The sequence below is a fragment of the Terriglobus roseus genome, from assembly GCF_900102185.1.
Classification (GTDB): Bacteria; Acidobacteriota; Terriglobia; order Terriglobales; family Acidobacteriaceae; genus Terriglobus; species Terriglobus roseus_A.
The window spans coordinates 2,523,721-2,539,309 of record NZ_LT629690.1 but is presented as its reverse complement, the minus strand read 5'-3'; the positions used below and the strand labels follow the sequence as shown (position 1 = coordinate 2,539,309).

14 protein-coding genes and 1 riboswitch are annotated in these 15,589 nt (G+C 56.1%); of the genes, 6 read left to right on the top strand and 8 right to left on the bottom strand.

Features of this window, described 5'->3' with window-relative positions; all coding sequences use genetic code 11:
* Position 1: 1 nt before the first annotated feature.
* On the bottom strand, positions 2-523 hold the full coding sequence (locus BLT38_RS10705) for a hypothetical protein (RefSeq protein ID WP_083345161.1): 522 nt from the start codon (positions 521-523) through the stop codon (positions 2-4).
* Positions 520-1,140 carry a hypothetical protein gene (locus BLT38_RS10700; RefSeq protein WP_083345160.1) on the bottom strand — a complete coding sequence of 207 codons (621 nt, stop codon included), beginning with the start codon at positions 1,138-1,140 and terminating at the stop codon, positions 520-522. Before BLT38_RS10700 ends, BLT38_RS10705 begins: the two co-directional genes overlap by 4 nt.
* Here BLT38_RS10700 and nuoI point away from each other — a divergent pair.
* A complete protein-coding gene (nuoI, locus tag BLT38_RS10695) occupies positions 1,139-1,684 on the top strand; it encodes an NADH-quinone oxidoreductase subunit NuoI (protein WP_255347729.1) in 546 nt (181 codons plus the stop codon). The two genes, BLT38_RS10700 and nuoI, sit on opposite strands and share 2 nt — an antisense overlap.
* Here nuoI and BLT38_RS10690 read toward each other — a convergent pair whose 3' ends face one another.
* Positions 1,685-2,119 carry an ester cyclase gene (locus tag BLT38_RS10690; protein ID WP_172838225.1) on the bottom strand — a complete coding sequence of 145 codons (435 nt, stop codon included), beginning with the start codon at positions 2,117-2,119 and terminating at the stop codon, positions 1,685-1,687. It lies immediately after the preceding gene.
* An 83-nt stretch (positions 2,120-2,202) separates the two neighbouring features.
* On the opposite strand from BLT38_RS10690, the gene BLT38_RS10685 reads away from it, so the two are divergent.
* A complete protein-coding gene (locus BLT38_RS10685; protein WP_083345157.1) occupies positions 2,203-4,302 on the top strand; it encodes a M3 family metallopeptidase in 2,100 nt (699 codons plus the stop codon).
* Between the two features lie 262 nt (positions 4,303-4,564).
* Here the strand turns inward: BLT38_RS10685 and metH are convergent, their stop codons facing one another.
* The gene (gene metH, locus BLT38_RS10680) at positions 4,565-7,273 is read right to left on the bottom strand and encodes a methionine synthase (RefSeq protein ID WP_083345156.1); all 2,709 of its coding nucleotides are present in this window, start codon (positions 7,271-7,273) and stop codon (positions 4,565-4,567) included.
* The gene (locus tag BLT38_RS10675) at positions 7,270-8,304 is read right to left on the bottom strand and encodes a homocysteine S-methyltransferase family protein (protein WP_231966880.1); all 1,035 of its coding nucleotides are present in this window, start codon (positions 8,302-8,304) and stop codon (positions 7,270-7,272) included. The genes metH and BLT38_RS10675 overlap by 4 nt, the downstream gene beginning before the upstream one ends.
* Positions 8,305-8,518: 214 nt before the next feature.
* On the opposite strand from BLT38_RS10675, the gene BLT38_RS10670 reads away from it, so the two are divergent.
* The 3 genes from BLT38_RS10670 to BLT38_RS10660 all read left to right on the top strand — a co-directional run bounded on the left by BLT38_RS10670 (position 8,519) and on the right by BLT38_RS10660 (position 10,887).
* Positions 8,519-8,905 carry a response regulator transcription factor gene (locus tag BLT38_RS10670; RefSeq protein ID WP_083345154.1) on the top strand — a complete coding sequence of 129 codons (387 nt, stop codon included), beginning with the start codon at positions 8,519-8,521 and terminating at the stop codon, positions 8,903-8,905.
* 146 nt (positions 8,906-9,051) lie between these two features.
* A riboswitch (SAM riboswitch) is annotated at positions 9,052-9,155 on the top strand.
* A 156-nt stretch (positions 9,156-9,311) separates the two neighbouring features.
* The gene (gene thrC / locus BLT38_RS10665; protein WP_083345153.1) at positions 9,312-10,604 is read left to right on the top strand and encodes a threonine synthase; all 1,293 of its coding nucleotides are present in this window, start codon (positions 9,312-9,314) and stop codon (positions 10,602-10,604) included.
* 1 nt (position 10,605) lies between these two features.
* Positions 10,606-10,887, top strand: a complete 282-nt coding sequence (locus tag BLT38_RS10660) for a MoaD/ThiS family protein (protein ID WP_083345152.1) — start codon at positions 10,606-10,608, stop codon at positions 10,885-10,887.
* A 74-nt stretch (positions 10,888-10,961) separates the two neighbouring features.
* On the opposite strand, the gene BLT38_RS10655 is transcribed toward BLT38_RS10660, so the two are convergent.
* Complete coding sequence (locus BLT38_RS10655; RefSeq protein WP_083345151.1) at positions 10,962-11,111, bottom strand: DUF3309 family protein; 150 nt, start codon at positions 11,109-11,111, stop codon at positions 10,962-10,964.
* Positions 11,112-11,297: 186 nt separating this feature from the next.
* On the opposite strand from BLT38_RS10655, the gene BLT38_RS20515 reads away from it, so the two are divergent.
* A complete protein-coding gene (locus BLT38_RS20515; RefSeq protein WP_156785087.1) occupies positions 11,298-11,441 on the top strand; it encodes a hypothetical protein in 144 nt (47 codons plus the stop codon).
* 56 nt (positions 11,442-11,497) lie between these two features.
* Here BLT38_RS20515 and lon read toward each other — a convergent pair whose 3' ends face one another.
* Both lon and clpX read right to left on the bottom strand, forming a co-directional pair.
* Positions 11,498-13,924: an endopeptidase La gene (gene lon / locus BLT38_RS10650; protein ID WP_083345150.1), complete on the bottom strand. Its 2,427-nt coding sequence runs from the start codon at positions 13,922-13,924 to the stop codon at positions 11,498-11,500.
* A gap of 155 nt (positions 13,925-14,079) precedes the next feature.
* Entirely contained in the window at positions 14,080-15,360 is a 1,281-nt protein-coding gene (clpX, locus tag BLT38_RS10645; RefSeq protein ID WP_083345149.1) for an ATP-dependent Clp protease ATP-binding subunit ClpX, read from the bottom strand.
* Positions 15,361-15,589: the final 229 nt, after the last annotated feature.

Sequence of the window (15,589 nt, the reverse complement as noted above, 5' to 3'; positions counted from 1 at the left end):
GCTACTGAGCCGCCTTCACCGTCAGCGATTGCAAATTACGAGCCCAGCGCGCAGGCCGCTTGTCTTCCGACAGAACCAGCTTGAACGCACCATCCTGCGTCAGCGCCGCACCATCCAGCGCATCCGCAACAATGCTCTGACCATTGCGGCAATCCGGATTGGTGTCACAAAGCGTGATGGCCACCTGAAAGCCATCCGTAGCACCGGCAATGATCAGCGTCATATTGCCCGACACCTTCGGCCCCTCACCCTTCGCAGGCGCAACCATCGCCAGCAAATCCTTCACCGCAACGCCAGAGTAGCTCTCGTCCTTGTTCGTATGAACGTTGTGGACGTTCACCGTGACATGCGGCAACGCCTTGAAATCCGCAGGTGAAAGCGTCTTCGACGTACCCGAAAGCCCCGTCACCGTCAGCGAAGTAGAAGGCTGTGCCGCAGGCTTGTTCATCGCCATACCGCTTTGCGACACTGGGGGCAGGAAAGCACTCAGCAACGCGCAGGAAAGCACCGCAGACTTCATCATTTCGACACCCCAAACAGAACACCATTCTGGTTATTCCGAATGCATCGTGTGTAGTTGTAAAGAAACGTATCGCGCTGGCGAGAGTAGTCTTCAATCGTCTTGATGTGGCTCTGCTTCGGGTTCAGCAGGTAAATCGTCGACACCACATGAGTCGTGTCATCCATCAGCATGTAGATGCCCAGCGTGTTGCCCGAAATCGCTTTGCGATCCAACCCCGTAACGTTGAAGGCGCTGATGCGGGCAGGGCGTGTGGTGTTCTTCGCAACGCCCTTGTCTGAAGCCACAATGTCGTCAAAATCTTCCAGCAGATAGCGCTTGTTGAGGGCATAGTTGTCCGGCGGCAGCTGCTCCACTTTCACGCTGACATACGGGTCGGCTCCGGGGTAGGAAAACGTGATGCGGCGACCGGCCAGCAGCGGAACGCTCTTTTCACCCTGCTTCGTCTTTGCCGGGCGATCCCGCACGTCCGGCGGCATGGGCTGGACGTCCGTAACGGAAAGGCCATCAGGGAACGAGCAGGATTCGTAGGGGCGCAGTGCCGGATTTTCTTTCTGTGCGGCGGCGACTACGGGCGAAAACGCGATCAGGACGGCAAGAACGGTACGCAAAGATGCCATAGAGAGAACACTAACGGAGCAGGCATCGTATACTCAAGCCATGTCAGTCGTGAAGAACATTGCCGGCATTGCCAAGGGCATGAGCATCACTTTCAAAGAGATGCTGCAACCGTCTGAGGTTGAGAACTACCCCGACGGTCCGGGACCAATGCGCGGCGCCATCTTCCAGGAGCGTTTCCGCGGCAAGCACCAGCTTCAGCGCGACGAAAACGGTCTGGAAAAGTGCGTAGCCTGCTTCCTGTGCGCCGCGGCCTGCCCATCGAACTGCATTTACATCGAGGCAGCAGAGAACACTGAGGAACAGCGCATCTCCTCAGCCGAGCGCTACGCGAAGGTTTACAACATCGACTACAACCGCTGCATCTTCTGCGGTTACTGCGTTGAAGCGTGCCCCACCGACGCCATTACGCATGGCCATGGATTTGAGCTGGCAAGCCTCAACGCGACCAACCTTGTCATGCGTAAGGAAGATCTGCTAATGCCGACCCCAGCAGGCGCATTGAAGCCCGGCAGCAGCGAAGATCAAGTCGAGTTGCTGTCATAATCAGTGTGTCTGAGCGATAGCTGTCGAAAGAGCTTTCAGAGTTGAGATAGGGTGGGTCAGGTCAAAACCGTTCCACCCTTTCATTATTTTTCCGTCCTGAATCTCTACCCAGCTGATTCCGTTGAAGGCAATCGTTCTTCCCGTGGGTGAGAAGCCCAGCCCTTCGCCAGTATGCGTCATACTCACATGCCATCGACTGGCCACCCTGTTGCCTTCCACAATCACGTCATCCACCACCACGTGAATGTTGCTGAAATTCGCGTGGAAGTGTTCGACAGTCTTCTTGAAATCATCAAATCCCACAGTTTTACCAACGTCAGGAAAGTCATAGCAGACCACGTCGCGAGAAAGCATCTCATCCAGCGACGCTTCTTTGTAGTCATTCCAAACGTCATCAAACCAGCGGTGCGTGAACGTGCGAAGATCCTGTGCCATGGGCGTCCTCCGTTGTGCGCAAGGTAGCACTTTCATAACGAATTCAACCATCAAAAATTGTTAGATTTCTGTTGAGGCATTCCATGACTGATAAGCAAGGTTCGGAGGCAATTTCGGCTTCCACTGATGTTTTTGACAGTAACAACCCATTCTTTGCCGCAAGCACGCTGCCGTTTTATGCTCCGCCCTTTGACCTGATCCGCGACGAACATTACATGCCCGCATTTGAAACGGGAATGGCGCAGGCGCGGTCTGAGGTTGACGCAATCATCGCGAACGCAGAAGCTCCGTCGTTTCAGAACACGATTGTCGAGCTTGAGAAAACCGGCGAGTTGCTGAACCGCGTAGCGCATGCGTTTTACGCCGTGTCCGGTGCAGATACCAATGCAACCCTGCAACAGTTGCAGCAGGAAGTAGCGCCCAGGCTCGCAGCGCATAGCGACAGCATCAATCTCGATGAGCGTCTGTTTTCACGCGTGAAGGCTGTGTATGACCAGCGCGAATCCCTCTCGCTCGATGCAGAATCGCTTCGTTTGCTTGAGCTTACTTACGACGGCTTTGTGAAGTCCGGTGCATTGCTAAGCGATCCCGACAAGAACACACTGAAGGCGCTCAATCAGGAACAGTCCACCCTTCAGGCAAAGTTCATTAACTGCGTGTTGGCCGCAATGAAGGAAGGCGGCCTGCAGGTTGCCACACGCGAAGAACTGGATGGTCTGAGCGACGCAGAAATCGCAGAAGCAGCAGAAGCCGCAAAGAGCCGCGAGTTGGAGGGCTTTTATCTCACGCTGCAGAACACCACGCAGCAGCCCGCTTTGACATCGCTGAAGAACCGCGAAACACGCCAGGCACTGTGGCAGGCCTCACTGTTGCGTGCAGAAAAGGGCAATACAAGCGATACACGCGAAATGGTCGCTCGGCTGGCACAACTCCGCGCCCAGCGCGCACGCATGCTTAGTTATGAAAACTATGCAGCGTGGAAGCTGAGCGATCAGATGGCGCGCACACCGCACGCTGCCATTGCCTTCCTCGATAACCTCGTTCCTGCTGCGCTCGTTGGCGCAAAGGCAGAAGCGGCGGCAATGCAGGAACTGATCGGGAGCGAGTTTGCGTTGGAGCCGTGGGACTGGGCCTTCTACGCAGAGCTGGTGCGCAAGGCGAAGTACGACATCAATGAAGATGAGGTAAAGCAGTACTTCGATCTGAACCGCGTCTTTGAAGACGGCGTGCTGTTTGCCGCAACGGAACTCTACGGCATCACCTTTGCCAAGCGCACAGACCTGCCCGTCTATCATCCTGACGTCGTCACCTACGAAGTCTTCAATCAAGACGGCTCGCACCTCTCGCTTCTGTATTGCGACTTCTACCGTCGCGACTCCAAGCGCGGTGGCGCATGGATGAGTTCACTCCTCACGCAATCCAAGCTGTTGGGTTACGCGCCCATCATCACCAACGTGTGCAATTACACCAAGCCCGTAGACGGCCGGCCATCGCTCATTGACAGCGACGAAGTGAACACACTCTTCCACGAGTTCGGCCACGCACTCCACGGCATGTTGAGCGATGTCATGTACCCATCGCTCAGCGGAACATCCGTACCGCGCGATTTCGTGGAATTCCCCTCGCAGTTCAACGAGCACTGGGCCTCGTATCCCGTTGTGTTTGCAAACTACGCGAAGCACTGGCAGACGGGTGAAGCAATGCCTGAGAAGTTGCAGGCTAAGCTGAAGGCAACAAAGAACTTCAACGGTGGCCACGCTCTGACAGAGGTGCTTGCCGCAGCGGAAGTTGATCTTCAGTGGCACACCCTGCCGTCCAGCGAGTGCGCCCAACAGGCGGACGAATTTGAGGCGAAGGCTCTGGCAGAGAAGGGCGTGGATTTCGCGCTCGTCCCGCCGCGCTACCGTTCCACCTACTTCGCCCACATCTTTGGCGGAGGCTATGCCGCGGGCTACTACGCCTATCTATGGGCCGAGATGCTCGACAGCGACGCCTATCACTGGTTCGAACAGAACGGCGGCCTAACCCGCGCCAACGGCGACCGCCTGCGCAACATGGTCCTCTCACGCGGCAACACCGCAGACCCCGCAGAGCTGTACCGAGAATGGGCAGGCCGCGACCCGGAGATAGGTCCCATGCTCCAACAACGCGGCATCCCGGACTCTGCCGTAGCCGCAGAGTAGTCAAACCGGACAGACAACGAAGTGTTGTCAAGTCCTTGTCCCATACAACTTAGACAAAATAAAAGAAATAGAGTTGGCATGGTATTTCTGCCAAATCACTAAAATAGAAACAGAGAGAAAAGGGCCGCGCTTTCGCGCGGCCCTAACTCCTTTAGAAAGACGATTTTGTCCCTAAACCCAATCGTTAGACGATTTTCCAGCTACCCAATCCCTAACCCCAATAGAAAGACGATTTTAGAAAAACAGGGGGAGGGGGAGGGTACTATTCCTCCGGGTCGTACCCAAGGTTAGGTCCAAGCCAGCGTTCCACTTGCGCTACTGTCCAGTTCTTACGCTGCGCATAGTCTTCAGCCTGATCGCGATCGATCTTGCCCAGCGAGAAGAAGCGCGATTCCCGATGTGCGAAATAGATGCCGCTGATACTTGATCCGGGCCACATGGCGAACGACTCGGTGATCTCGATGCCGGTGTTCTCCTGCACGTTCAGCAACTCCCAGATGGTGCCTTTCTCCGTGTGATCGGGGCACGCAGGATAACCAGGTGCAGGACGGATACCGCGATACTTCTCACGGATCATGTCGTCCACAGAGAGCCCTTCACAACGGCCATAACCCCACTCGTCGCGTACCTGCTTGTGCAGCGCTTCAGCAAAAGCTTCAGCAAGGCGATCGGCGATCGCTTCCGCCATGATCGCGCTGTAATCGTCATGCTCTTCGCGGAACTTCATCACCAGTTCCTTCATGCCGATGCCGCTTGTGACGGCAAACGCGCCGATGTGATCCGGAAGACCAGTCTCCTTAGGAGCGATGAAGTCCACCAGCGAACGGCAAGGCTCAGTGCCTTCACGATGCGCCTGCTGACGCAGGAAGTGGAAGCGTGTAAGAACCTTGCTGCGTGACGCATCGGTGTACAGCTCTACATCATCACCCACAGCATTGGCAGGGAAGAGACCGTAAACACCGCGAGCAGTAATCAGCTTCTCCGTGACAATGCGGTCGAGCATCTTGTTGCCGTTAGCGAACAGCTCACGCGCTTCCGCACCTTGCTTCTCGTCGTCCAGGATGCGCGGATAGAGTCCCTTCAAGCCCCATGCGTGGAAGAAGGGCGACCAGTCAACGTATTCCCGCAGCGTCTCCAGGGAGAAGTCGTCGAGGACGCGCACGCCAGTGAACTCAGGCGTAGCAATATCCTCACCACGCCACTCAATGGGCGACCGACGCTCCCGTGCCGTAGCCAGCGGCACCATAGGCTGCTTGGGCGCCGAATGCGCCTTGCGCACGGCCTCGTACTCAGCCTGATGCTGCTCGATGAACTGTGTTCGACTGTCCTCGCTCAGGAGGCTCGTAGTGACCGGCACGGCGCGGCTGGCATCCGTGACATGAACCACCGGCTGACTGTAATGCGGGGCAATCTTAATGGCAGTATGCGCGCGGCTGGTGGTTGCGCCGCCGATCAACAACGGCAGGGTGAAGTTCTGCCGCTCCATCTCCCGCGCCACATGCACCATCTCGTCCAGCGACGGGGTGATGAGGCCACTGAGGCCGATGATGTCAGCACGCACTTCCTTGGCGCGCTCGAGGATCTTCTCTGCGGGCACCATAACGCCCATATCGATCACCTCGAAGTTGTTGCAAGCCAACACAACGCCGACGATGTTCTTGCCGATGTCATGGACATCGCCCTTAACGGTGGCGAGAACGATCTTGCCCTGCGCCTTGATCTCAACACCCGCTGCAGCAAGGGCGGCTTTCTCCTGCTCCATGAAAGGCGTCAGCCAGGCAACAGCCTTCTTCATCACACGAGCAGACTTGACCACTTGCGGTAGGAACATCTTGCCCGCACCAAACAGGTCACCAACGATGCTCATACCCGCCATCAGCGGCCCTTCAATGACGAGCAGAGGCCGCCCTAACTTCTGTCGCGCCTCTTCCGTGTCCGCTTCGATGTATGCGTCAATACCTTTGACCAGTGCGTGTGCAATGCGTTCTTCCACAGTGCCACTGCGCCACTCTTCAACCTTCTTCTCTGCTGCCTCAGTGTTAGCTGATCCCGATGCCTTGAGCTTCTCGCCGAAGTCCACGAGGCGTTCCGTTGCATCAGGACGGCGATTGAGCAGAACATCTTCGACCAGCTCCTTCAGCTCTGGCTCGATCTCTTCATAGACCTCAAGCATGCCGGCATTGACGATGCCCATGTCCATGCCTGCACCGATGGCGTAGTAGAGGAACGCCGAGTGCATCGCTTCGCGCACCTTGTTGTTGCCGCGGAAGCTGAAGGAGATATTGGAGACACCGCCGCTCACCTTGGCATGCGGCAGGTTCTGCTTGATCCAACGCGTGGCGTTGATGAAGTCCACGGCGTAGTTGTTGTGCTCCTCCATGCCTGTGGCCACGGTGAGGATGTTGGGGTCGAAGATGATGTCTTCCGGAGGGAAGTGGACAGCGTCCACAAGCAGGCGGTAAGCGCGTTCGCAGATGCGGATCTTGTCTTCGTATGTTGCGGCCTGACCCTGCTCATCAAAGGCCATCACAACAACAGCAGCACCGAATTTGCGTACGGTGCGTGCGTTCTGCAGGAATTTCTCTTCGCCTTCCTTCAGCGAGATGGAATTGACGATTCCTTTGCCTTGCAGGCACTTCAGGCCAGCTTCAATGACCTCCCACTTAGAGGAGTCCACCATGAAGGGGACCTTGGCTACTTCGGGCTCGCTGGCGAGGAGTTGCAGGAAGCGACTCATCGCTGCGACTCCGTCGATCATGCCCTCGTCCATGCAGATGTCGATGACGTTGGCACCGTTCTCTACCTGCTGCCGCGCGATCGCGACGGCGTCTTCGTACTTGCCTTCCTTGATGAGCTTGGCAAACTTCGGAGAACCCGCGACGTTGGTACGCTCGCCCAGCATAATGAAGACACCGGGTTGTTGTGTGAAGGGTTGCGATCCGGAAAGCCGGAGGGGGCGTTGCGGAATCATCGTGCTCCTGCCAATTCCAATGCGTACTCACGCGGGTGCTTGCCTTCCAGCGCTTTAGCGATGGCGGCGATGTGCTCGGGGGTATTGCCGCAGCATCCGCCTGCAATGTTGATGAGGCCATTCTTTGCGAAGTCGCCGAGGAAGCGTGCCATGTCTTCCGGTTCCAGATCGAAGCCCGTGGGAGACAACGGGTTGGGCAGGCCGGCATTGGGGTAAGCGCTGATGGCGGTGTGGGCCTTGGCTGCCAGTTCGCTAAGGAAGGGGAACATGAGGTCCGGGCCGATGGAACAGTTCAAGCCAACAGACAGCGGATTCACGTGACTCACCGCGTTCCAGAAAGCTTCGACTGTCTGGGCGGAGATCATCGTCTCACCACCGCGTCCAACGGCCGCGGAGATCATCACCGGAAGCTCGACTTTGTCTTCGTCAAAGACTTCGCGGATGGCCACAAGCGCGGCCTTCGCGTTGAGCGAATCGAAGATGGTTTCGACGAGCAGGGTGTCGACTTTACCCGCAATCAGTGCACGTGTCTGCAGCTTGTAGGCTTCACGAACCTGATCAAATGTCACAACGCGGAAGCCAGGATCGTCAGCATCTGGCGAGTTGGACAACGATACCGTCAGAGGGCCGATAGCGCCTGCAACAAAGCGCTGGCGGCCATCATCGCTGGCCACGTTGTCCGCCCATTCGCGGCATTGCAGCGCTGAGACTTCGTTGATCTCCCATGCCAAGTCGTTGAGGAACTTATTCTCAAGAATCTTCTGGTAGAAGTCAGGGTCTTTGCGTCCGCCGTGTTCGCGCGGATCTTCCACAAAGAACTCGCTCTGAGCGATGCCGGTGGCTGAAAACGTGTTCGTTTCCACGATGTCTGCGCCCGCCACAAGGAACCGGCGATGGATGTCGCAGATCATATCTGGCTGCGTGAGCGAGAAGAGATCACCGTTGTTCAGCAGGTCTTTGGGGGCGTCTTTGAAGCGTTCACCGCGCATGTCGGCTTCCGTCATCCCGTAGGTACGGATGGTGGTGCCCATAGCGCCATCGATGATGGCGATGCGCTCCTGGAGGACTTTACGCAAAGAATGTTGATCGCTGCTCGAAAACATGGTGAAGATTTGATGATACCGGAGTGAGATGCGACGCGCCGGAAGCCCCCTTTCACACGTGGCGTCTGGTTTTGTACACTGAGAATGCATCTGCACTGACGCCTCTTTCACGTGCAAAGAGGCATACAGACGATGGCTAAATATGCCTTTGATCCCTTCTGAAACTCCGACAAAAAATATCCTGCATATCTGTTCGCGAGAGACGCTGCGTCCTTTACGCGATCAGATCCTACGACTTTCCGGATTCGAAGTAGATTCCACGCTGTCCACCGCCGAGGGCCTCACTCTGTTCTGGGCCAAGCAATACGACCTGGTGCTGATTGATGTTGAGGGCGAGGACAAGGTGAAAGCTGCCGAGAGCCTTTGCTCTGAAATCAAGACAGACCAGCCGGAACAGGTTGTGGCGTTTGTGTGCAACTGGCGAGTGGCGGTATTGACGGATTGCCCGGACGAAATCCTGCGCACGGAGTTTGATCCTCATCGCTTTGTGTCGGGTGTTCGCACCATCCTGTCCCATACGGGCAGCTAGGCCAACCGAATCGGGGCTCACGAGCCGCTGATTCTCGTTAATTTGCTGCCTCTCCCGTCTCGGTCTTGAAACGGGGTTGCATGGACTTCGGCGCATTGGTATAAAGAAGCAACATCCTTTTCTGCAATTGCATCAAGCAGATTCGGATTTCATGAAGAGTGGTTGAGGGATGAGCCCTGCGACGCCACGACAACCGGACGAGGTCTGTACCGGTGTCAACTCTCTCCTGGGGAACCGGGGAACATGAGATTCGGGATACAGCTTCTCCGCACCTTGGTCGGACCAGCAGTATGACCGTCTAATCAGACTTCCTTCCGCGCGGCGTCGTCCATCGCCATGGAACGCGCCAAATCCAAAGAGAGCGTCGCATGCATTGTCTTTCTTCCACCCTTGGAAGAAGGGTTCTATGTCGTCTGCGTGTACACCGTATGAGCTTTACTCGAAGGAATCGGGTAAGAGCTATGGCAACCAGCCGCTGAGCATCTGCGACGAGTCGTTTACTCCGCTGGAAGTGCGCTACGACCTTGAGGCTGCAAAGCCATTGTTCACGAAGAAGATTGTTGAAGCAGGGCCGGACAACATGTGGCGCTATCGCTCACTGTTGCCCATTCCTGAAGGATTTGAACCGGATCTTCCGGTTGGATTTACGCCGCTGGTGCGCGCTAAGAATTTGGGCAAGCGTCTTGGGTCGCAGAACCTGTACGTGAAGAATGATGCGGTCTGCTTTCCTACGCTGAGCTTTAAGGATCGCGTGGTGGCAGTTGCGCTGGCGAATGCACGTGCATTTGGTTTTGAAGTCGTTGGCTGCTCTTCCACGGGCAACCTGGCGAACTCGGTGGCGGCGCAGTCAGCTCGACTTGGCATGAAGGCTTGCATCCTCGTTCCCGCTGATCTTGAGCCTGCGAAGATCTTGAACACGCTCATTTACGGTGCGCGTCTGGTGCGTATCGACGGTAACTATGACCACGTAAATCGACTGTGCAGCCTGATCGCCGATCAATACAACTGGGGCTTCGTGAATGTGAATCTGCGTCCTTACTACGCAGAAGGTTCCAAGTCTGTGGGCTTTGAAATTGCAGAGCAGTTGGGATGGAAGCTGCCGGATAACGTCGTGGTTCCGATGGCCGGTGGTTCTCTGATCCGCAAGATCAAGAAGGCATTTGACGAGCTGGTCTACCTCGGCCTGGTGGAGAAGAAGCATGTGCGCTTCTTCGGTGCGCAGGCTACGGGATGCTCGCCCATTGCGCAGGCAGTGAAGAACAATACCGAAACCATCACGCCGCAGAAGCCTTCCACGATTGCGCGTTCGCTGGCGATTGGCAATCCTGCGGATGGTCCTTTTGCATCGCGCATGATCCGCGAGACAGGCGGATGGGCTGAGGATGTTTCGGACATCGAAGTGGTCAGCGGCATTCAGGAGCTGGCGGAGACCGAAGGCATCTTCACGGAGACGGCTGGTGGCGTCACGACTGCTGTAACCGCGAAGCTGATTGCGCAGGGCCGCATCGCAGCGGATGAACTGACTGTCGTCTTCATCACGGGCAATGGTCTGAAGACGACCGATTGTGTGGCTGACCGCTTTACGCTGGGCCGTGCAGTGCGTCCGCGTCTGACGGACTTTGAAGAGTACATCAACGAGCTGGACGGAGTTGCTGCATCAACTGCAGAGCCGGAACTGGCACTTGCAGGAGGAAACTAAGTTGGCAATTCGAGTAATGCTTCCCGCCGCCTTTGCGCGGCACACGTCAGGAACAAAGCAGGTGCAGTCTGAGGCAGCAACGCTGCCCGCGCTGGTGGAAGATTTGGGAGTGAAGTTCCCGGAGCTGGGCACGCACATCAAGGACGAGGACGGCACGCTGCGTAAGTTCATCAACGTGTATGTGAATGACGAAGATATCCGCTTCCTGGGCGGCGATACCTACCAGTTCCAGGATCGTGATGAAGTGATGTTCATCCCTTCGATTGCAGGTGGATGCAAGTAAGCTTACTTTTCAATGTAGACAGAAACGGGAGCCAGATGGCTCCCGTTTTCTTTTAGGCAATTTGTTGCTCGAACTCAGACACCATGCATCAGCAGGACAATCAGCACAATGATCGCCAGAAGGCCGAGACCGCCGCTGGGATAGTAGCCCCAACCACGGCTGTAGGGAAGGATGGGGGACGTACCAAATGCAAGCAGAAGAAGAATGATGAGAAGGATCAACATGGGGGTGGTCTCCTTTCGAATTCGTGTGCGCAAGTTGCGCGACAGGAGACTAGATGCGCGGTGCTTCTAAATGCGTTTCCTCATCATGCCTAATTTGATTTTGTGAAAGTACATACAACCACTACTTCCACACGCGCTTCTATTGCAGGGTATTTATCCGCAGAGACGGAGTAGGAGGAAGGGTTTATGTTTCTGGCAATTGCAGGTGTTTTGTTTCTGATCTGGCTGCTTGGCGAAATCTTCACCCACGGTGCCAGCCTGGCAATTCACATCCTGGCTATCGTATGGGTCATTTCGTTGATTGGTGGCCTGTTCAGCAGCAAGAAGTGACGTGAAAAGGGAAGGGGCCGACATGATGTCAGCCCCTTTCAAATGCTTGCCTCTTGTTACTGTCTTGCTTCCGTAGCAGGGCGAAGTGCATTCGGAGGCGGCATCTTGTTATTGAGCGCCTCGGGCTTTTCGTCTTCCAGCTTTGGCAAGGGGCCTTCCAGCGCCAGCTTCAGGACGTCGTCCATCTCCGCGACGAAGTGGAGCTTCATCTCATCCTTGATGAGTTGAGGCAATTCGGCGTAGTCCTTTTCGTTGTCCTTGGGCATGACGGCTTCGCGGATGCCCGCGCGGTGCGCTGCAAGAAGCTTCTCTTTCAATCCACCAATCGGCAACACCTTACCGCGTAGTGTGACTTCGCCGGTCATAGCGATGTCGCGTCGCACAGGAATCATGGTCAACGCAGAGGTGAGCGCCGTAGCCAATGTGATACCTGCGGAGGGACCATCCTTGGGGATAGCACCTTCTGGAACGTGTACGTGGATGTCGATGTTGCGGTAGAAATCCTTGGGCAGGCCGAGATGCTGCGCACGCGAACGTACGTAGCTGAGCGCAGCCTGTGCCGACTCCTGCATCACATCGCCAAGCTGACCTGTGGTGGTGAGCTTGCCCTTACCGTCCAGCACCTGAACTTCGGTCTGCAGAATGCTTCCACCAACCTCTGTCCATGCCAGGCCGGTAACAAGGCCCACTTCGCTCTTCTCTTGCATGATCGAGTCGCGGAACTTTTGAGGGCCAAGGTAATCCGCAATGTTCTCTGCGGTGATGGACTCTTTCTTGTGCTTCGTGCCTTCCTTCACTACACGACGCACTGCCTTGCGGCAGACGTTGCCAATCTCGCGTTCCAGGTTACGAACGCCAGCTTCGCGGGTGTAGCTGCGGATGAGCTCCTTCAGGCCTTCGTCGGAGAACTCGATGTTGTCCGCCGTGAGGCCGGTAGCTTCCATCTGCTTCTTGACCAGGTACTGCTTGGCGATTTCCAGTTTCTCGACTTCCGTGTAGCCGTGCAGACGCAGGATTTCCATACGGTCCTGCAGCGGGCCGGGAATCGTGTGCAGCACGTTTGCCGTGGCTACGAAGAGCACCTGCGACAGGTCATATTCCACGTCGAGGTAATGATCCTGGAAGGTCGCGTTCTGCTCAGGATCGAGAACTTCCAACAACGCTGCCGACGGATCGCCACGGAAGTCGCTGGCCATCTTGTCCACTTCGTCGAGCATGATCACGGGGTTCTTCGTTCCAGCCTTCTTCATCGATTGGATGATCTGACCGGGCAGGGAACCGATGTACGTACGACGGTGACCGCGGATCTCAGCTTCGTCACGGACGCCACCAAGAGACATGCGGACGAACTTGCGTCCGGTAGCCTTGGCAATGCTCATGCCGAGCGATGTTTTACCCACACCCGGAGGTCCTACGAAGCAAAGGATGGAACCCTTAGGATTCTTCACTAACTGTCGTACTGCGAGGAACTCAAGGATGCGGTCCTTGATCTTCGGCAGTCCGTAGTGGTCTTCGTTCAGAATGGTTTCCGCATGTTCAATGTTGCGGATGTCCTTGGACTTCTTCTTCCACGGCACGGCCAGAAGCCAGTCAAGATAGTTGCGGCTGACAGTGGATTCCGCGGACATGGGCGGCATGGCCTCAAGCTTCTTAAGCTCCTGGATCGCCTTGTCAAAGGCTTCCTTCGGCATGCCAGCGGCTTCAATCTTCTTCTTCAGCTCGTCCCACTCGGACTTTTCGCCGCGCCCCAGTTCCTTCTGGATGGCCTTGATTTTCTCGTTGAGGTAGTACTCTTTCTGCGCGCGCTCCATCTGCCGCTTCACGCGCGATTGCACGGTGCGGTCCATGTTGAGCTTTTCGATTGCAATGTCGAGTACGTCAGCGATCTTGGAGAGGCGCTGTGCGGGATCGAAAAGATCCAGTAGTTCCTGCTTCTCTTCAATGGAGAGCTGCAGGTTTGCGGCGATCACGTCTGCCAGCTTGGTGGGATCGTCTGTGCGAACGCTGGCCACCATCGTCTCGTAGTTCAGGCTCTGCTGCAGCTTCAGATGTTGCTCAAAACGCTGCTGCACAACCTGCATCAACTGCTCAATCTGCGGCGTAACGACAAGTTCAGTCTTGCCAGTGCGCACGGTGGCGACGAAGAAACCGTCTTCGTCGTTCAGTTCCATGGTGCGGGCGCGTTCGACGCCTTCCACCAGGACCTTAATGTTGCCATCGGGCATCTTGACGGACTGCACAATGTTGCCGATAGTGCCTGTCTCGTAGATGTCGTCGGAAGTGGGTTCGTCGATGCTGGCATCATGCTGCGTGGCGAGGAAGATCTTACGGTCGCCCGTAAGCGCTTCGTCCAGCGCGCGCACGCTTGATTCGCGTCCTACGACAAACGGGGTCATCATGTGCGGAAAGATGACCATGTCGCGGATGGGCATCATGGGGAGTTTACGTACTTCGCCGTGGGGCTGATCAGTCTGTTTCGGCATGGGTCTCCCTCATTAGACGTGGCAACACAGCGCAGGATGCGACGTGTGACGCTTCCGGTGATTGTACTGCCTTTGTGGGGTGTAAGTTTGCGGGGAAATCAGATGCAAAACAGAACGCGGCGACCGTGATGGTCGCCGCGTTCTGCTTTTAGATATCAGCCAGCTTTTTCAAGGGGCAAAGGCAAGGCGACAGTACGGTTCTTCACCATTTCTGCCGTAATCTCCAGCTCCTTGATCTTCTTGTTCGTTGGCACGGTGTACATCAGGTCCAGCATCAGTTCTTCCAGAATCATGCGTAGACCACGAGCACCCACCTTGCGGTTCAAAGCCTCATGGGCGATGGCTTGTGCTGCTTCCGGCGTCCAAGTGACCTTCACACCTTCAAACTCGAACAGCTTCGCGTACTGCTTCAGGATGGCGTTGCGTGGGCGGGTCAGAATATCGATCAGCGCCGCTTCGTCCAATTCATCCAGGATTCCCAGCACGGGCAGACGACCGACGAATTCGGGAATCAAGCCATACTTCAGCAGATCCTGCGGTTCTGCCTGACGCAGCATCTCCGTGTCGCGCTGTGGACGGATAGGAGTAACTTCTGCTTCCTTGCCTTCGACTGTGGTCTTGAAGCCAAGAGCCTTCTTACCGATACGGCGTGCAATGACCTTTTCCAGGCCTACGAAAGCACCACCGCAGATGAACAGGATGTTCGTCGTATCTACGATAGTGAACTCCTGGTGAGGATGCTTGCGGCCACCCTGTGGCGGAACATTGGCAACAGTGCCTTCAAGCATCTTCAACAGAGCCTGCTGTACACCTTCTCCGCTCACGTCGCGCGTAATCGATGGGTTCTCGTCCTTGCGGCCGATCTTATCGATTTCGTCGATGTAGATGATGCCCTGTTGTGCGCGTGTCACGTCGCCGTCAGCAGCCTGCAGCAGCTTCAGGATGATGTTTTCTACGTCTTCACCCACATAGCCAGCTTCAGTCAGCGTGGTGGCGTCAACAATCGCGAAGGGAACATCCAGCATCTTCGCCAGTGTCTGTGCCAGCAGGGTCTTGCCGCTGCCCGTTGGGCCAACGAGAAGGATATTCGACTTAGCAAGCTCAACGTCGTTACCGCGCGTGCGGTTCATCTGGATGCGCTTGTAGTGGTTGTAGACCGCTACGGCAAGCTTCTTCTTGGTGAGATCCTGGCCGATGACGTACTCATCGAGGAATGCCTTCACCTCGTGCGGCTTCGGCAGATGCGCCGGAGCCGATCCGGGCGTGGTCTCTGCGCGGTCGTCTTCCAGAATGGAGTTGCAGACAGCAACGCACTCGTCGCAGATGTACGCGCGTGGGTAATCCGATGGGGAAGAGATCAGCTTCGCCACTGCATCCTGCGACTTATGGCAGAACGAGCACCGTAGCGAGTCGTCAGAGCCCTTGGAAGTTTTCATCGAGTCGAGAACTCCTTGCCAGGGGGAAAGGACCTGACAGAGATTCAGTTTACACCTCGTCAATAACCCACGTGGAAGGGCCAAGTGCCGAACTTGGCGCCATTTCGAACGAGAAATCCACATCTTTCCAGGAATTTGGGCCCGAAAACCTCCCTGTGAATCCTCGGCACAGGCCGCGACGTCCAATGGGATGACCGGAACCAAAGGACGTCATTTCACGTATCTGTCT